Here is a 17,413-nt window from a genome sequence, read left to right on the forward strand (position 1 = left end):
CCCAGTCATGACCTGAAGGACCGCCGATGCCCGCGGCCGTCGTCGCCGCGGGCATCGGCGCGGAACCCCGGCCGGCTCCACACGAGCCGCCGCAGATCAGCTACCCGAGGAGTGCCCATGATTTCGACGTGTCGGCAGTGGCACGAGCTGTCCTTGATCGAGCGTCAGGCACGTGCCGCACGGCACGACGGACAGCCCACATGGGATCTCTCAGAGGCCCTGTTGCGCGGTCTCCCGTCGTCGGCGGGCCGCGTCGATTTCCACGCCGAGACCTATCCCGATCCACAAGGGGAACGGGAACTCCGGCGCCGCATCGCGGCCCGGGAGAACGCGAAATACGGCCTGTCGCTGACCGAGGACCACATCGTGGTGACGCACGGTGCGACCGAGGCCCTGTTCCTCCTCGCGCACACCTTCTTGAACCCCGGTGACCGGGTCGCCGTTCAGGCACCCAGCTTCCTCTTCTACCGGGAAATCCTCGAAAACCTCGGCGCCACGGTCGTCCCACTCAACGCGGAACCCGACAGCGCCCGTCCGGCACGAATGCGGTTACTGCACAGCCCGTCGAACCCCGATGGCCGCGTGCTCGCCGAGGGCGCCCTGTCCCTGCACGCCGAGGCGGCGCGCGCCGACGGCTCACTGCTCGTCCTGGACCAGGTCTACGACGAGCTGATCGTCAGCGGTACGCGCCCCCGGGAGGACCAGGCCGTGCTCGACAGCGGCCATGTGGTGAAGGTCAACTCGGTGTCGAAGGCGTTCGGTTGCCCCGGAATCCGCATCGGCTGGATCACCACGGCACCGGCGGTCGCCGAAGTACTCACCGGTGTGGCCGAGCGCCTGCGCATGGGCCCGTCGCTGGTGGCGCAACAAGCAGCGACGGCTCTGCTGGAACGGCCGGTGGACGGGAACCTGGAGCTGCTGGCCGAGCGCCGCGCCATCGCCCTCGACGCCCTCTCCACACTCGACCTCTTCGAGGAAGCGGCACCTCCGCCGGGCGGCCTGTTCCTCTGGCTGAAGCTGGCCGACCCGAACGCGAGCGCCCAGCAGTTCTGCGACCGGGCACTGGCCGAGGCGGGCGTACGTCTGATGCCCGGCCTCGGCTTCTGGCAGGGAACGGACGACCGGGTACGCCTCTCGTTCGGCGCGGTTCCTGACTACCTTGACGCGGCGTTCGACCGTCTCCGTCGGCTGACGGTGTCACCGCGACGGCCCGAGGCCGGTCTCACAACAGCTCAGGGAATCAGGTGAGTTCCCCCCGGCTCCTCGCCCGGGTCCTTCAGGCCGAACCATGACCGATATCCATCGTCGCCGGCCGGCGGGCCGTCACGATACCCCTTCAGACGCGAAATCACCTGGAGCGGGAAGTCTCACTGATGGGTAATGACATGACGATGCCGTCGGCGACGCAGTCCCCGCCCCGAGGAGGGCTGCGCCGCAACCGTGACTTCCACATCTTCTGGATCGGCGAGACGATCTCGCTGTTCGGCGCCGAGGTCAGTCTCCTCGCCCTGCCGCTCACCGCCCTCGTCGTGCTCGGCGCCGACGCCGCCGACCTGGGCCTGCTGCGCTTCGTCGAGTACCTCCCGTTCCTCGCCCTGGCGCTGCCCTTGGGAGTGCTCGTCGACCGGAGCAGGCGCCACCCGCTGCTGGTGATCGCCAACAGCGCCCGTGCCCTGCTCGTCGGGGTCATCCCGGTGCTCGCGGCACTCGGGTGGCTGTCCATGTCCTGGCTGGTGGTCCTCGCCTTGGGCATCGGGACGTTCACCGTGCTGTTCGACCTGTGCCTCCCGGCCTACCTCCCGAAGTTCGTGGCCTCGGAGGACCTGCTGTCGGCCAACGGGCGGGTGTCCATGAGCCAGGCGGCGGCGGAGGTCGCGGGGCCGGGCCTGTTCGGCTTGCTCGTCCAGTGGCTCACCGCGCCCCTCTGCCTGGCACTCAACGCCGGTTCCTACCTCGTGTCAGTCCTTTCCCTCCTGCTCATCAAGCGACCGGAGCCCGCCCCCACCCGAGTGGTCGGCACCCCCTGGCAGGACCTCTACGACGGGCTGCGCTTCCTCGTACGTTCACGCTTGATGCGGGCAGTGACCCTTGCCGGGAGCCTCTACAACCTGGCGTGGGCCATCTTCCAGACCGCGTTCCTCGTTTACATGAACAAAATTCTCGGGTTCAACGTCGGCATCGTCCTCGCGGTGGGAGCGGCCGGCGGCCTGGCCGGAGCCGCCTGCGCCCCGTGGCTCACCCGGCGCCTCCCCGTCGGCGTCACCTACCTTGCGGCCGCCGCCGCCATCGCCGTCCCCGCCCTGCTCATCCCCGCCGTCACGGGGCAACGCACCACCCTCGCTCTCGTCGACACCGCCCTTCTGGTCCTCATGAACGGCGGTCTCGCGGTCTTCAGCGTCCTCACCGCGACCCTGCGGCAGAGCGTCACTCCCGACAGCCTCATGGGCCGCGTCGTGGCCGGCTACCGGGCCCTGGTCTTCGGCGGCATCTCCCTCGGCGGCCTGATCACCGCATGGCTCGGCAGCCTGGCCGGCCCACGCGCCATCCTCTGGGTGGCCGGCGTGTTCTTCCTCTCCGCGCTGGCACCGGTCCTGCTCTCCCCGGTCCCCCGCCTACGGGGTTTCGGCACAGCGGACAGCCCCCTGAGCGGCACCGAGTCCGCTGAAGGAGAGCGGGCAGAGGCTTCGTCGGACCACACAGAACCAGGCAGATAACGCAACCACGCCGACCGGCCAACGAGCCGGCACCTAACCGATGTCGGGCTCGGACCGCACCTCGATCCGGTCCCCCGTCCGTTCCATCTCCAGCACGACGAGCTCATTGCGTCCCCGCCGCCACAGATGGCTCGGCGCGTACAGGGTGGCCTGCGGCCCGAGGGACCAGTACCGGCCGAGCGCGAACCCGTTGAGCCACACCATGCCCTTGTCCCAGCCCGGAAAGGCGAGGAAGCCGTCCGCGGGGGTGTCGGCATGGACCCGGGCCCGATGGAACGCGGGGCCGGTCGGCACGTCTCCGCTGCCGAACTTCAGAGCCGAGAGGTCATCGAGAGGCAGCCGGCGGATCTCCCAGTCGGTCAGTTCGTTCTCGCCAAGGAGGACCTTGCCGCTGATGCCCTTGGGGTCGTTCAGTCCCTCCCCGAAGTTGATCCGCCCGGTGGGATCGACCAGGAGGTCGAGAGTGCCGGACGCACCGGCCACGGTGAAGTCGACGGTGTGGTCCGGCTGGTTACGGTCAAAGGTGCCGATCCGCTTGCCGTCGCCGAACACCAGCGCACGGTCGCCCAGGCCCGTGAGCCGCAGACTCCTGGTCCCCTGCGGCCCCCGCACCCGGGTGCGGTAGTGGATCAGCCCGTACGACTGCCCGACCGCCTCCATATGAACGGGAGCGGTACGCCGTATCGGAGTGCTCAGCGCGTCGAGGGCGTCCATCAGCGACACCGACCCGCGGACGGCGACCCGCTGGGCCGGCATACGGCGCGGCGTGGCCGGCAGGGGCGTGCCCGGCAAGGTGGTGTACTTGGCCAGCACATCACGCACCTGATGGAATTTCTCGGTGAGTTCACCGGATTCGCTGATCGGGGAGTCGTAGTCGTAGCTGGTGACGGTGGGCTGGTAGTGACGGCCGCTCAGGTTGGCACCCGCGTACCAGCCGAAGTTCGATCCGCCCACCGCCATATAGAAGTTGATCGACGCTCCCGCCTCAAGGAGCTTCTGCACGTCGGCGGCGGTCTGCGCCGGATCCGTGGTGTGGTGCGGTTCTCCCCAGTGGTCGAACCAGCCATCCCAGAACTCCGTGCAGAACAGGGGCTTGTCCGGCTGGAATTTACGCAGCTCGGCAAAGGGCCCGGTCGGATCCCCGGCGAAGTTGACGGTGGAGAGCAGGTCGGGGAGGCTGCCGTTCCTGAGCATTTCCTGGCTGGCCCCGTTGGAGCAGAACAGCAGGCTGTCCACGCCCTGCGCCCGCATGGCGTCCCGCAGATGTTCCAGGTGCGCATGGTCGTCGCCATAGCTGCCGTACTCGTTCTCGACCTGCATGGCGATGATGGGCCCGCCACGCGTGGCCTGGAGATCGACGAACCGGGGCAGCAGTTCCGCGAACCAGGCGTCCACCGCCCGCTCGTAGGCGGGATCGGAGCGGCGCAGCGGCGCGTCCTTGTCCTTGAGGAGCCAGGCCGGCAGGCCGCCGAAGTCCCATTCCGCGCAGATATACGGTCCCGGTCGCACGATCACCTTGAGCCCGACCTCGTCCGCGATCCGTACGAAGGACACGACATCGCGCCATCCGGTGAAGTCGGCCTTCCCCTCGTGCGGTTGGTGGAAGTTCCACGCGACGTAGGTCTCCACCGTGTTGAGGCCCATGGCCCGCATCCGCAGCAACCGGTCGCGCCAGTCCTTGGGATGTGTCCGGAAGTAGTGGAAGGCCCCCGAGAGGATCCGGAACGGCTCACCGTCCAGCAGGAATTCGTTTCCGCGCACGGTCAGCCCCCGCGGACTGTCGGCCTGCGCCAGGGTCGTACGGCCAGCGCCCAGGGCGACGCCCACGGACGCGGCCCCCACCACGGCCGCACTCACAAATCTACGCCGGCTGAACTGCGTCATCTCTGCTCTCCTCGACTCGACCGACCGTCACGCAAGGTTCGAACATGTTCAGTGGTGCGCGTTTCTGTGCCTTGAGAGTGTCATGTAGAACAGAAACGAGCACAAGGGTTCGTGACTGGGCACCGGTTCAGCCGGGAGCGGGCGACGACGTTCGTCCCGTAGCCCTCCCGGGCTCACGCAACGAAGTGCTCCGCGGTGCCACAGCGGGCCGGCAAGGTGCCCGCAGCCATGCCCCTCGCACCTTCACCATCCGGCCCTCGACTGGGTTTGCTGGTACGACATCACCCATCGACTGGATGCGCGCCGGCGAGGCCCGCAGGAGGGGGCAGCGTTGCACTCGCACGGAGATCGGCGCGCGATCGCAGACGACAGTCGCAAAGGGCGCTGCGCTGCGCGGCCGGCCGGCCGGAAAGTCGACTCGTCCTGGGTCAGCGCAGGCCGGTCGCCGCCCGTGCTGTGAGGGCCACGAAGTCGTCGTCGTCAAGGCCGCATCGGGGGTCGACCCGGTGTAGCAATGCGGGACCGTTGTGATGCCCCGTCACGCAGGCGCGATCCGCCGCAGTGATCTCGTCACCGACCCAGGCGAACGCACCTCGGGCCGTCGCTGCGGCTTCGCGGCGATACGGATTCAGTGGTCCGTCCACATCCACCAACAGTGCTGGGCGCATGAGCCCCCAGATCACCGGGCCGTCGAGCCACACGTTACGACAAGCTCGCCGTCCACTTTGCCGCGACCGCGCTGGTCGCAGCCCTCAACGAATGGCTGCGACCAGCACTTTCACAGCAGGCCCTGAGGGCCGGTGCCCCGCTTTGGAGCTACGGCGTTCCTTGCGGACCACCTCGGCGTTTGCCTGTCCTGCGGGGTGGGACGGGGCTCGCTTCTAGTACGACAGGTCCTTCTGGTCCGTGATCAGGCGACCGGCGATGTGCAGGTTGCCGTCGGAGTCGAGCACCGCGATGATCTTCTTCGTGGAGCCGTGATGGGTCGTGAAGTAGATCTTGTCCGCCTCCTGGGAGGTGGAGCAGTTCGTGTTCACCGACAGCTCGATGCTCACCGGTGAGCTGATCAGGACGTCCTTCTTGGGCGAGGTGGGATAGACCTGGTTCTGCCGCAGCTTGATACGGCCGTGGGTGTCGCCTTCCGTCCAGTCCGTCGCCAGTCCGAGATCGATGTCCGCCATGAGGCTTCCTCTCCAGTTCCGGCGGGCCGTCCCCTTCCTGCCGCGCTTCAGCCGCGTCGTTCCATGCGTGAAACCCGACAAGACGCGCCCGCTCTCCAATGAAAGAACCACGTGGGACGAGTGACCTGCGTCACCTGAGCCGATCCAGAACCTATATAACTCGGGCGTGCGGCAGCACCGAACTCCGTAAATATGACTGATTTCCACGAAGTTGGCGCGATAGTCCCCATCTGGCCCATAGGTCCGTCGGATCAGAGGCGGGATCGGCGGCACTTCCTGAAGATCACCAGCTGAGAGGAGCATCACAGGGCAACGGTTTATCGCCCACGGACAGTTCGAGGAGACTTCCTGAATGCTCGAAACGTTGTGGACCGTCATCGTGCTCGCCTTGGTGCTGGCGGGAGGCGCCTTGGTACTGACGGGACTCCTCTGGATGCTCATCACTTTGCGGAGGATGGATCCCGAGGACCGCTGGCGGGTCCGATCCCCCGGGCGCTCCCGCGTACGCGTCCTCGCGGACCGGACGTTCCACTTGGTGTTGTGGGTGCATGCCCACACGGTCGGCCCGGCAGTGCGCCGGTATGTGCGGTGGGGCGCCCGTGGGACGACGCGTCATCTGCGATGGGCCCGGCGCGGGTTCGGTCAGGACGCGGAGCGGCTGTTTCCTCGTTCCCATGCGGTACGAACCGCGGTGTGGGACTGGTACTGCACCATGCCGCTGGCGGGCATCGCGTATGTCATCAAGGCATGTGTACTCCTCCTGGTCACGGTCAACATCGGCGTCATCGTGACCAAGGGGGTGACCGGAGTGACTCACCTGTGGGAGAAGAGCAAGCAGGCGAATGCGCCGTGGTGGGCGCCCGGGGGCTCGGCCGCGGACCCTGCCAGCGAGGGCGGTGCGAGCGACCGGCCGGACCCACTCCTCGCGCTGATGGCGGCACTGCGCAGGGTGGGCGCGGCGATCACGGAGAAGGTGGGCCACCATCTGTCGGCACTCACCGACCCATTGGGCAGGCCCATGGAGGCCCTCATTGCGGCCGCTGCCCTCGTTCTGCTCGCCATGATGCTGTTGGCGTCGCGCGTCGCCTGGCTCGCGCTCCGGCAGATAGCGAGACCTTCCTACCAGGATCACGGTCCGCATTACGCCGAGCCCCGCACCCGGTTCACGTGGGCCCGGAGGCTGCTGAGTCTGCGGGTGGGGACGAACCGGGAGAACCGCCCGGTGGTGGTGTTGGTGAACTGTCTGGCCAGAGTGGGGGCCGCCCAGTCGTATCACCGCTGGTCACTCCGCATCCGTAGCCCGCTGACGGCGCCGCGGGTACATCTGGCGGACGCGGAACGGGTGGTGTGGTCGGCGTGGCGGACCCGGCACACGGCGATCCGCGGTGTGCTGCGGGCCCAGCACAAAGAGCACGCGGCAGAGGTGGTGGGGGCGTTGCGCATGATGGAGACCCGGCAGGACACTGCTGCCGATCGAGGGCGGGTATTCGAGGACATGGCGCGCATGCTGGCGAAGATCGCCGAGCGTTACGCGCAGGGCCGCACCCTTGCGCTGTTGGACCCCGAAGACCTCAGCGGCGCCTCCCGGGCGGTCAATCGCGAGTGGATACGCATGGTCATCCTCGGTGTTGCCGTCATCGGGTCGGCGGTCGGAGCCTCCGCACTTGGCGTATCGGATGCCGCTATCGCCCAGGTCGTCGGCGTCGTCAGCCTCGTCATGGTCGGTCTGCTGTACGGGTCCCGGCTCACGCCGACGGACCTCCTCGACGTGGTCCGTGGGCAGAGCCGTAAGTGAGCGGGAGGCCGGGCTACGGGCCGGGGGCGGGGCAGGTCCAAGGCGCGGCCCACGCGTACGCCTCAACTCCCGGCTCGTCAGCGGCATCGGCGCTCCCCACCACATGGGCCTGCCTGTTCGGCCGGTGGGAGGCTTTGCCCCGCCCCAGCCGGAAAAACGGACTCCGCGGCCCCCTAATAAACCGGCAGCGCCAGCAATGTCGCCCGGTTGAGGATGAAGAGGCGGTTGGCGGCCGCGGCGAGGGAGCGGGCCTCGCCGCCGGTGAGGGCGTAGGTCTGGGGGCGGCCCTCTCCCCCACGCGGGAGGCCGCTCACGCCGGTGTCGCCGCTCTCCACTATCCAGACGCTGTTTCCCTGGACGACCGGTGGCCGCCAGGGCGGGGCGACGCCGGCGATCATCACCGGGTCGGCGGCCTGGCTGCCGTCGGCGTGCAGGGAGCGCAGTGCCTCGCAGTCCAGCGCGTGGATCACTCCGCCCGCCACGGTGGGCGGGCCCCACCCGCCGGTGCCCCGTTTGGGCGGGCGCAACGGGTTCTGGGCCCATAGCTCGTGGCCGTCGGTGGCCTTCACCGCTGCCAGGCTGTTGCCGCCGAGGTAGACGGTTCCGCCGTCGATGGCGGGCCGCAGCGGTCCTGCGGCCTGCCCCTTGCGAATCCATGCGCGGGAGCCGTCGTCGGCACGGACCGCGGCCACGTCTCCCGTCTCCGTGCAGAGCACCAGGTGGCCGGCGCCGAGGGCCGCGGCGGGGTGGCCGCCCGACAGCGTCAGTGGTGGCCGCCGGGTCCAGCGCACCTTGCCGTCGGTCCCCACGCAGCGCAGCCGGCCGTCGGACGTCAGCAGGTAGACGGCGTGGGCGTCGGCGGCCAGCAGGGCACCGACCTCCGCGTCCACCGTCCAGCGGGGGGATCCGGTGGCGGCCACCCAGGTGCGCAGCGTCCCCTCGCCGTCGGCGGTGGCCACCAGCCGGTCGCCGATCGACAGGTACCCGGCGTCCGCTTTCGCCTCACCGACTCGCCACCGCTCCCGGCCGTCGGTGACCCGGCGGGCCGCGATGCCGCCGCCGGAGGCCGCGTACACCACCACGTCGCGCACCGGCAGCGGGGCCGGCGACGCGGCGTCGGCCACGTCCTGGATGGGGCCCCACAGCGGTTCCGGGGAGCCTGCGGCGGAGCCGAGCGGTGCGGCCCGCACCTTCGCGGCCGGGGGGATGTCGAAGGGGTCGGACGGGGCGTCAGCACGGGTGAGCCACCAAGCGGTGCCGCCGCCCGCGGCCAGGAGCGCTCCGCCGCCGGCGGCCGCGACCAGCAGCCGCCGTCGGGTGAGGCGGGGTGCCGCGCCGCCGTCGGGGACGGCCGAGGGTCCGGCCGGACGGGCCGTCAGGCGGCGGGCGGTCGCTTCCCGTTGCCGGATCTCCTGCCCCAGTGGGCCGGACTTCCATAGCCGTTCGGGCTGCCGCGGGGCCGCCGCGGCGTCGGCGACCTGGGTGGGCTGCGGGCGGGCCGCCGGGTCCTTGGCGAAGCAGGGCGTGATGAGGTAGCGCAAGGCCTCCGGAACGGCCGACAGGTCGGGGCTGCCGTGTACGACCTCGTACAGGACGGCCGTGACCTCGGCGCCGGTGTACGGCGGCCGCCCGCCCGCGGCGTAGGCGAGGACCGCGCCGAGGGAGAAGACGTCGGCCGCCGGTCCGACGCGCTGCCCGAGGACCTGTTCCGGCGCGCCGTACCCCGGTGTGACCGGGATCTGCCCGGTACGGGTGAGGGTCAGGCCGTGCTCAGGGCGGGCGATGCCGAAGTCGATGAGGCGGGGACCGCGCAAGGTGAGGACGACGTTGGGCGGCTTCACGTCCCGGTGGACGAGCCCCGTGGCGTGCACATCCTGGAGCGTGCGGGCCAGGGACCGCGCCAGCTCCCGTACGGCTGCGTCGTCGAGGGGACCGAAGCGCGCGACGGCGTCGTCCAGCGTCGGGCCGGCCAGGAACTCCGTGGCGATCCACGGCCTGCCGCCCTCCAGTTCGGCGGCCAGGACGCGCGCCACGCCCTCACTGGTCACCGCCTGCGCGGTCCGCGCCTCCCGGAGAAAGCGCTCGGCCAGGTGCCCGTCATGGGCGAGCTCCGGCAGCAGGACCTTCACCGCGGCGGGGCTTCCGGAGGCGTCCGCGCCGAAGTAGACCTTGCCCATGCCGCCCTCTCCGAGGACGCCGTGCAGGCGGTAGGGGCCCAGGCGCAGCGGATCTCCCTGGCCGAGGGGTTTCACAGTCGGTCGTCTCCTGGATCGTGGCGTGGAAGGGTGCGGGTCGGGGCCGGGCCGGACGTCAGGCGAGCGGGAGGGCGATGGTCCGCTGTTCCTGGCGGACGTACAGCCGGCCGCCCTTGGGGTCGGCGGTCAGGACCATCGGGTTGGTCTCGTACGTCCAGACGGCTTCATGGGCGCGCAGGTCGATGGCGCGCAGGCCCGTGTCGTCGGCGCAGTAGGCGTACCGCTTGCCGACGGCCGGGGCCACGTCCCGCTTGTTCTTCCTGCCGGACAGCCCCTTCTCCTGCCAGTTCAGCGTGCCGGAGGCGGCGTCGACGGCGATCAGCCCGCGGTCCGCCTCCGTGCAGTAGACGACTCCCTCGTGGACGGTGGGCGCGCCGTAGCGCCGTTCCTCGCCCGCGCTGTCACCGGCGTCACGGCCGGTCCCGAAGAGCCACTCCAGCTCGCCGTCGGCCAGCCGGCGGGCGGTGAGGTGCTCAGCGCCTATGTAGAGGTTCCGGTCGTCGAGGACCAACCGGGGCGGCACGGTGCCCGCGAAGGTCTCGGAGAGCCTCCACAGTTCGCGGCCGTGCCGCTTGTCGTGCACGGAGAGGCGGATGAACTTCGAGCCGAACCCCGGGCTCCCGCACAGCACCACCCGGGAGCCCGCCACCGCGCCGCCCAGCGCGGGCGGAGTGCCCACGGTCTGTGGGCCTTCCACCAGGCTGCGCCAGCGCTCCTTGCCCGAGTCCAGGTCGGCCGCGACCAGGTACCAGCGTTTGCCGGAGGCGGCCCGGGCCACCAGGTAGGCGGTTCCGTCGGCCACACACAGCAGCTGGTTGTACTGCTCCTTGCCGGTGAACGCGGAGAGTTCCACCAGGGGTTTGCCCAGTTCGCCGTTGGTCTGCGAGACCTCGCACACCGTCAGCGCCGCGCCCGCCTCCTTGTACCCCCGCAGGGCGTAGATACGGCTTCCTTCGGTGGCCGAGCGCCAGGGGTCGGCGACGTTCGCCTGCCAGGTCGACTCGCCCGACTCGGCGTTGATGCCGCACAGCACGATCCCCGCGCGCATGGCCAGGTTGCGGCCCACCCGCATCACCTCGCCCCCGGAGTCGGGGCAGCGCAGACCGGCGCTCCACAGCGGTGCCGGCGGCTTCGGCCGGTCGACGGCGTCCTTCTTCGTAGCGCCGCCGCCTTCGCCGGAGCCCGCGAGCAGGGCCCAGCCCCCGCCGCCGAGGAGTCCGCCGCCCAGGAGGGCGCCCCCGGCCACGGACAGCAGCCGCCGCCGCGAGAGGCCCGGCACGGGGGCGGCCCCGGCCTGCGGTATCTCGGCGGGGACCGGTGGCGGCAAGCGGTGCGGCGGCTCGCGCCACACCTCGTCGCTGCGCCGGGCGATCTCCCGCAGCACCGCGTCGGGCAGCAGCTCCGCGAAGCCGCCGCGGTCGGCCGGAGCGAGCCCGTTGGAGCCCAGCGCGGTACGCAGCTCGGTGGTGGACGGGCGGTGCGCGGGGTCCTTTGCCAGGCAGCGGACGAGCAGGGAGCGCAGCGTCTCAGGCACCCCGCCCAGGTCCGGCTCGCCGAACCGGACGCGGTACAGCAGGTCGGTGGGGGCCCCGCCGCCGAACGGGCCGCGACCGGTGGCGGCGAAGACCAGCACCCCGGCCAGCGCGAACACATCGCCCGCCACGGCGTGTTCCTGGCCCCCCGCCTGCTCGGGCGACATGAACGCCGGCGTTCCCACGGCACTGCCCACGCTCGTCAGATGCTCGTCGCCGAAGGCCCGGGCGATACCGAAGTCGATGATCCGCGGGCCCTGCGCGGTCACCAGGACGTTGGACGGCTTCAGGTCGCGGTGGACCACCTCCGACCGGTGCAGCTGCTCCAGCCCGGCGGCGAGTCCCGCGCCGAGGGCACGCACGGCCGCCTCCGGCAGCGGCCCGCCCGCTTCGACGGCCGTGTCCAGCGGCGGTCCGAGGACGTACTCCGTCGCCAGCCACGGGATCGGTGCCTGCGGATCGGCGTCGACGACCACCGCCCCGTGCGCGGAGCCGATGACGCGTGCCGCATCCGCCTCCAGCCGGAAGCGGGTCCGCAGGGCGGTGTCCGCGACGAGACGGGTGTGCAGCGTCTTCACCGCGACCGTGCGGCCGCCCGCCGAGCGGGCCAGGTAGACGGTGCCCATACCGCCACCGCCGAGGCGGGCGAGGATCCGGAACGGCCCGACGGCGTGCGGGTCGTCGTGCAGAAGTGGGGAGATCATGGCCTCAGCGCTCTTGGGTGGGGAGTGCGGCGGCCAGGACCTCCGCCGACTGACGGGACAACGCCTCGACGATCCGGCCGGGCAGCGACACCGGCTCCGTGGCACCGGCCAGCGCGCCGTATGCCGCGCCCGGCAGCAACTCCGCCAATACTCTTGCCGGTTCGGGCCGGTCCTCCGGGGCGCGCGAACGGCACGCCGTGACGATGTCCCGCAGTCCGGCCGGGATCTCCTGCCGTTCGGGCACGGTGTGCCCGGTCGCCGCGTACGCCAGCACGGCACCCAGGGCGTAGACGTCCCCGGACCGGTCCGCCGGACCGCCCGCCGAGAGTTCGGGAGCGAGGCAGCCGGTCTCCAGCCCGGTGGCCTGCGCGGGGGATGCCGCTGCCACCGGATGCGCGCGGGTCGCACCGAAGCAGCCCAGCAGCGGCCCGCAGGCGGTCAGCAGCACGCCCGCCGGGCAGACACCGCCGTGCACGAGGCCCAGCACATGGGCCGAGGCCAGGGCTTCGGCGAGGGTGCCGCCGAGCGTACGGACCAGCGGTTCGGGCAGCGGTCCGCCGTACGCGGCCAGGGCGGCGGGCAACGGCAGCACAGGCCGGTAGGGGGAGGCATACCAGGGGAAGGCCGGCGTCCCCCCGAGCTGCGCCACCGGCCAGAACCCCGGCTGGGTCAGCCGGGCCGCCTGCTGCATCTCATCCGCCCACCGCGCCGGGTCACCACTGGCCGGCGGCAGGCAGACCAGGGCGGTGTGCTCGCCGTCGACACCGCGGGCCAGATAACGGCGCTCGGGAACGCCCCGACTCCCCTCGGCGTCAAGACGTGCCAACGCCACAAAATCTCCGATCCGCGCAGGATCGTCCTGCCGCAGCCTCTCCACTCGGCTTCTCCCCCGTCAGGCTCGTTAGGGACGTGAGCCTATATACGGCGGGGAGGCCGCTCGGCAGGGGGGCGGCGTGCGGGGTGATGGCTGTCGTGGAGGGGCGCCGGGGCCTGGAGTCGGGGCCTGGCGTGGTGGGACAGGCACGCCACTCCCACATCTCCTACGTCACCTATGTCGACTTCCGATAGGCCCGGAATGCCCGGGTGGCAAGGAGGCCCATGTCATCGGTCCGGCCACGGACCGGGCACCCGTCCACGGTGATCTCACGTAGCTCCGGCACCCTTTGCAGCACCGCTCGTGCTCTGCCGTGGCGCAGGAGCTGGGGCAAGCGTTGTCCTGCGGTCCGGACATGCCAAATGGGGCCTGCCGACAGGGGTTTCGGCAGGCCCCGGGCTCGGAACTCAGCAGTTGGTGCTGAGGACCTCACCGCCATTCGGCCAGAGGCCGGTGGTCTGGTAGCAGTGGTTCTTGTCGGCGCTGAGGTCGTACAGGTACTCCTTGGCGCCACCGTTGCCCATGGCGAAGGTCACGGTTGCCGTGGCTCCCGTTGCCTCTTCAGGGAAGTACGCCTTCCACGTCTGTCCGACCGGCTTGGACGTGTGGCAGTAGTTCTTGCTCTCGATGCCGTCCGGGCCCTTCCACTGGTAGCAGGTGTCGACCAGGAAGCCCGAATTGTTCGAGAACTGGATGTAGTTGCCGGAGCTGGCGGAGGCGGTGGGTGCCGCGGCGACCGTACCCATGAGGGTCAGGCACGCCATGGCAGCAAACGTCATCGACTTCTTGACAGCGCGCACGCTGGAATTCCTTTCCTTGTCCCTTCCTCGTCTCCGAGAAGGGTCAGCAGCTCTTCTCGGTGATGGACGGGCCCCACGTGTAACCGCTCAGCTCGTAGCAGTGGTTACTCTTCAAGTCGGTGATCTGCGGTGCTTCGAGATCGCCGATCTGCTGACCGTGGACGAGCACCGTGACCTCGACGCCGGTGGCATCGGCGGGAATGTCCACGCCCCAGTCCTGGCCGATGGCCTTGTTGTCGTCGCAGCTGTCCGGAGTCGCCGAACCCTGCCACTTGTAGCAGGTCTTGGCGAGGAACCAGCCCTTGTTGGAGAACCCGATGTGGCCCGAGTCCTGGGCAGCAGCAGGCGACGCCGTTACGGCCGTGCCACCGAGGGCGAGCAGCAGCGTGGCGACACCGTAGGCCATGGATCGCTTTGTCTTTGGCACAGGATTACCTTTCTGAGAGGGAGAAAACTCAGCGACCGTTCAACAGCTTCTGGTCGCACGTGACAATGTCCTGGCCTACCCGCTTCCCTCCCGGGAGGGGAGTCTCGGTACGGAGGCCGGTGATCTTTGCGCCGCCAAACTTTCCGCCCTGGATCGACACGTCGGTGACCTTGCGGTCCATGTCGTAACCCATCTTGAGCATTCCCTTTTGGCCGGTCTTCACAGTGATTCCCACAGCACCGGAGCTGGTTTCGGTGTGGGACTGGGTGAATCCCGCACTGGCACCAATTCCCAGTCGGTCCTTGACCAGGGTGACGTCGACGCTGGCGCCGATGTTCCAGCCCCAGGAGAAGGTGTGGAGTGCGGTGATCGTCTGGGTAATGTCATTACCGTTCGGAGCACAGTTGTCGATCGGTCCGGTACCCAGGTCCTGGTTCTCCGCGTCATACCATTTGGTGACCTGGCCGGCATCCTGAGTCGTCGTGGAGGCACACGAAACGGAGAGGCTGCCGCACTGCTGGAGTGCTTCCAGAACATCGGCCTGTCGGGTCAGCGTGGTGCCGTTGTCGTACGTGACGGTCGCGCTTCCCTCGTTCAGCCAGTTGTCGGTGTGGCCGTTGATCTCTTGCAGGGACGCCGCGGATGCCGTCGGCGCAGCCACGGCAAGCGCCATCGCGGAGGCGGCCGCGGCGATTCCTGCCCGGTAACGGAAGGTCATGGGGCTTTCGCTTTCTCTGGCAACGGGAGCCTTATGGCTCAAGGGTTGTGTGAGGTGCCGACACTTGCCGGTTTCAGCAACCGACTTCCAGGAGCTTCGAGTTGAAAGCGGTCCCGCTCACCTCGACACAGCGGTTCTTGTCGGGGGTCACGGTGATGCTGTCCGAGGGGGATTCCCAGGGGAAGTTCTTGAGGTCGATCACCACTTGGGTGGTGTTCGCCGGAACCCCCACCGTGAGCGAATCGCCCATCGGCCGGGAGATGTTGCAGTAGTTCTTGTCCTCCGCGCCCACGAACGTGTAGCAGGTGGTGGCGGCTATCGCGGCGTTCTGCTTGATCTGGATGTGAGTGCCCTCCGCCGCGGACGCAGTGGTGGCGAACGCCCCCAGCGGCAGGCAGGCGCCGGCTACTGTGGCCAGGCCGAGCAGAACCTTGCTACGCCTCTTCATGTGACTCGATCCTTTCTCGAAAATTCACGAAGGCGACACCGTCCGCTGCACAACCCGTTTCGGGGACGCCCCTCGTGTTCGCGTCATCAGTGATGGTGTGACAGTTCCCATTGTCAGCAGCCAATCCCTGACCGAGAACCCCTGTTTTGGCTATGGCCCCATAGCCGAAGCCATGAGACATCCGACGGCGTTCCCCTGTCCCCTCGCCATGTGGTGCGCAATGCACTTCCACATCAGGCCCCTTGGCGGGATGGAGAGTCAGCTATTCCTTGAGGTCGAAGAGAAGCTGCGCGAAAGTCTCTTCCACACAGGAGAATTTCCGGCCGAGGAGGTGCGCCATCACGATGGGGTGGCTCGGCAGCGCGGGGACCAGGTCGACCAGCGCAAGTCGTCCATCACGCACTTCTTGCGCCACGCAGTGCCAGGACATGAGACTTGCTCCCAGTCCGGCGGACACCGCGAGTTTGAGTGCCTCGTTCCCCCACACCTCTCCCTTGTCGACGGGCTGAATGTTCCAGCGTCGCAGGGCGGTGTTCTGTAGGTGACGGGTTGCGGAACCGCTTTCCCGCAGCAGCAACCGCTTCGTTGCCACGTCCTCCGCCGTGGCCTGACGGCCGGCCAGCGGATGTCCGCTGCCCACAACGAGGACGAGCCGTTCGGACAGAATGGGCTCGATGACCAGCCCCGGCGCACTCGGCTCGCCATCGAGCAGCGCCATGCCGGCCACCCCGTCGATAAGCTGCTGCGTCACCTGCTCCATTCCACCCGTGTGGATGTCCCATCTCAGTCCGGGAATCCGGGCGGTGAGACGGGCGAGTACGGCCGGAACCAGAATGGCGGCCGCGTCATTGGTGGTGGCCACCCGCAGACGGGGCTCAGAGGAAGGCACCGTCAGTTGTACGGCGGTCAGCGCTTCTTCGACGAGGGGCATGAGGCGCTGGGCATACGACATGAAGGTCTCACCCTTGGCGGTCAGCCGGATACGCGCCCCCGACCGGTCGATGAGGGTGGTTTGAAGAGAGGCTTCCAGGCGCCGCACCTGGTTGGAGACCGACGGCTGACTCATGTACAACTTCCGCGCGGCGGCGGAAAATCCCCCGCACTCCACCACAGCAACGAAGATCTGTAGACGACGTAGGCACAGCGTGTTCACGTATCGGCCTTTCGTCGGCCCTTGTTCACCATGGGTATGAATCCGGTCTGTCGCTCATCCGTCCCTGTTAACCGACGCTTTCGCTGGAGTCCATCGAGCATTGCGCCCAAGGCGCCCTCGCTCAGGGCCGCACGATCCTTGGACCGGCCGGGGCGCGGAGCGCGGGAAAGGAAGGCGGAGCTTGCGCTCCTCACGCCACCATTGCCACCAGCGCGCAGGGAGACAGGCGCCAGCACACGGACGTCAGTTAACGAGGCGAGGGAAGCGCGGAGCGCAGAGGTGTGGGGATATGGGCCACGGAGGGGGGTTTGCGTGGTCATGAGGTCATGCTTGGAACCGCATGTAATGGTTTTTCTGTCGCCACATGATGAGAACGTAACAATGCTTCGGAAAAGTGCGATGCGATGGCGGGAGACGACTGCGATGCCGTCGGGCAATCAACTCCACCTGGTGCAGTCGAATTCCGAACGAGGGATTCGCAGTTGACGCCGCACCAGCTGACGTTGGTCACAGCGCACATGCTGCCCGCAACCCTCCCGGGTCGGCGGACCACCACCAGGCCGACGCAATCCCACGAACGGGTGACAACCACCGTTCGAGCCGCCCCGCGACCCCGCCATCAAGGCCGCACCCGCCCTCCGCCACCCAATAGAACATGCATCCACGATCTGCCCCCTCGTCACCCGTTACGGGGAGCCAAACCGACCGTTCTTTAGAGCACCTGTGCCCACGACTCGCCCTCCTGGAGAAGTCATGGATCCTGTGCCCTTCCTCGTGCATGGCCCCGCCGGGTTCGAACGGCGGCAGCCTGGGCTCTTGCCAACCGTTCGCCCCGGGCGCGCGCTTGACGCTTCCGCATGGCCCGTTGACCGCTCGTTCCGTATGGCCACGAGGTGGTGGGCATGAGTGCGGCGCAAGGGGCTGCGTC

General features: G+C 69.1%; 14 protein-coding genes. 3 read left to right on the plus strand and 11 right to left on the minus strand.

All coding sequences use genetic code 11. The annotated features are described in order from the left end of the window. Positions 1-117 precede the first annotated feature (117 nt). Together CP981_RS02355 and CP981_RS02360 are read left to right on the plus strand one after the other, a co-directional pair. Complete coding sequence (locus tag CP981_RS02355) at positions 118-1,248, plus strand: pyridoxal phosphate-dependent aminotransferase (RefSeq protein ID WP_085923054.1); 1,131 nt, start codon at positions 118-120, stop codon at positions 1,246-1,248. 125 nt (positions 1,249-1,373) lie between these two features. Next, on the plus strand, positions 1,374-2,714 hold the full coding sequence (locus tag CP981_RS02360; protein WP_085923053.1) for an MFS transporter: 1,341 nt from the start codon (positions 1,374-1,376) through the stop codon (positions 2,712-2,714). A 33-nt stretch (positions 2,715-2,747) separates the two neighbouring features. Here the strand turns inward: CP981_RS02360 and CP981_RS02365 are convergent, their stop codons facing one another. The 3 genes from CP981_RS02365 to CP981_RS02375 form a co-directional block, all read right to left on the minus strand. Continuing rightward, positions 2,748-4,598 (minus strand): glycoside hydrolase family 35 protein, encoded by a 1,851-nt coding sequence (locus CP981_RS02365; RefSeq protein ID WP_085923052.1) that lies wholly within the window; start codon positions 4,596-4,598, stop codon positions 2,748-2,750. A gap of 428 nt (positions 4,599-5,026) precedes the next feature. Then, positions 5,027-5,299 carry a hypothetical protein gene (locus tag CP981_RS02370; protein ID WP_107429502.1) on the minus strand — a complete coding sequence of 91 codons (273 nt, stop codon included), beginning with the start codon at positions 5,297-5,299 and terminating at the stop codon, positions 5,027-5,029. A gap of 180 nt (positions 5,300-5,479) precedes the next feature. After that, complete coding sequence (locus CP981_RS02375; protein ID WP_085923051.1) at positions 5,480-5,779, minus strand: DUF6342 family protein; 300 nt, start codon at positions 5,777-5,779, stop codon at positions 5,480-5,482. A 352-nt stretch (positions 5,780-6,131) separates the two neighbouring features. On the opposite strand from CP981_RS02375, the gene CP981_RS02380 reads away from it, so the two are divergent. Continuing rightward, positions 6,132-7,574 carry a hypothetical protein gene (locus CP981_RS02380; RefSeq protein ID WP_085923050.1) on the plus strand — a complete coding sequence of 481 codons (1,443 nt, stop codon included), beginning with the start codon at positions 6,132-6,134 and terminating at the stop codon, positions 7,572-7,574. 173 nt (positions 7,575-7,747) lie between these two features. Here the strand turns inward: CP981_RS02380 and CP981_RS02385 are convergent, their stop codons facing one another. From CP981_RS02385 to CP981_RS02420, 8 genes are all read right to left on the minus strand, one after another. Further along, the gene (locus CP981_RS02385; protein WP_085923049.1) at positions 7,748-9,826 is read right to left on the minus strand and encodes a protein kinase domain-containing protein; all 2,079 of its coding nucleotides are present in this window, start codon (positions 9,824-9,826) and stop codon (positions 7,748-7,750) included. A gap of 58 nt (positions 9,827-9,884) precedes the next feature. Beyond that, positions 9,885-12,065, minus strand: a complete 2,181-nt coding sequence (locus CP981_RS02390; RefSeq protein WP_085923048.1) for a protein kinase domain-containing protein — start codon at positions 12,063-12,065, stop codon at positions 9,885-9,887. Between the two features lie 4 nt (positions 12,066-12,069). Then, positions 12,070-12,897 carry a protein kinase family protein gene (locus tag CP981_RS02395; RefSeq protein WP_244329505.1) on the minus strand — a complete coding sequence of 276 codons (828 nt, stop codon included), beginning with the start codon at positions 12,895-12,897 and terminating at the stop codon, positions 12,070-12,072. A 449-nt stretch (positions 12,898-13,346) separates the two neighbouring features. Continuing rightward, complete coding sequence (locus CP981_RS02400) at positions 13,347-13,739, minus strand: hypothetical protein (RefSeq protein ID WP_143658823.1); 393 nt, start codon at positions 13,737-13,739, stop codon at positions 13,347-13,349. A 43-nt stretch (positions 13,740-13,782) separates the two neighbouring features. Further along, complete coding sequence (locus CP981_RS02405; RefSeq protein WP_085923045.1) at positions 13,783-14,145, minus strand: hypothetical protein; 363 nt, start codon at positions 14,143-14,145, stop codon at positions 13,783-13,785. Between the two features lie 49 nt (positions 14,146-14,194). Beyond that, entirely contained in the window at positions 14,195-14,884 is a 690-nt protein-coding gene (locus CP981_RS02410) for a hypothetical protein (RefSeq protein WP_085923044.1), read from the minus strand. 73 nt (positions 14,885-14,957) lie between these two features. Beyond that, on the minus strand, positions 14,958-15,332 hold the full coding sequence (locus tag CP981_RS02415; protein ID WP_085923043.1) for a hypothetical protein: 375 nt from the start codon (positions 15,330-15,332) through the stop codon (positions 14,958-14,960). Between the two features lie 262 nt (positions 15,333-15,594). Then, positions 15,595-16,485 carry a LysR family transcriptional regulator gene (locus CP981_RS02420; protein WP_085923042.1) on the minus strand — a complete coding sequence of 297 codons (891 nt, stop codon included), beginning with the start codon at positions 16,483-16,485 and terminating at the stop codon, positions 15,595-15,597. Positions 16,486-17,413 lie beyond the last annotated feature (928 nt).

Source organism: Streptomyces platensis (assembly GCF_008704855.1).
GTDB lineage: Bacteria > Actinomycetota > Actinomycetes > Streptomycetales > Streptomycetaceae > Streptomyces > Streptomyces platensis.

Coding starts and splice junctions, on each gene's coding strand:
- CP981_RS02355 (WP_085923054.1), top strand. CDS start 118: ATGATTTCGACGTGTCGGCAGTGGCACGAGCTGTCCTTGATCGAGCGT.
- CP981_RS02360 (WP_085923053.1), top strand. CDS start 1,374: ATGGGTAATGACATGACGATGCCGTCGGCGACGCAGTCCCCGCCCCGA.
- CP981_RS02365 (WP_085923052.1), bottom strand. CDS start 4,598: ATGACGCAGTTCAGCCGGCGTAGATTTGTGAGTGCGGCCGTGGTGGGG.
- CP981_RS02375 (WP_085923051.1), bottom strand. CDS start 5,779: ATGGCGGACATCGATCTCGGACTGGCGACGGACTGGACGGAAGGCGAC.
- CP981_RS02380 (WP_085923050.1), top strand. CDS start 6,132: ATGCTCGAAACGTTGTGGACCGTCATCGTGCTCGCCTTGGTGCTGGCG.
- CP981_RS02390 (WP_085923048.1), bottom strand. CDS start 12,065: ATGATCTCCCCACTTCTGCACGACGACCCGCACGCCGTCGGGCCGTTC.
- CP981_RS02405 (WP_085923045.1), bottom strand. CDS start 14,145: ATGGCCTACGGTGTCGCCACGCTGCTGCTCGCCCTCGGTGGCACGGCC.
- CP981_RS02410 (WP_085923044.1), bottom strand. CDS start 14,884: ATGACCTTCCGTTACCGGGCAGGAATCGCCGCGGCCGCCTCCGCGATG.
- CP981_RS02415 (WP_085923043.1), bottom strand. CDS start 15,332: ATGAAGAGGCGTAGCAAGGTTCTGCTCGGCCTGGCCACAGTAGCCGGC.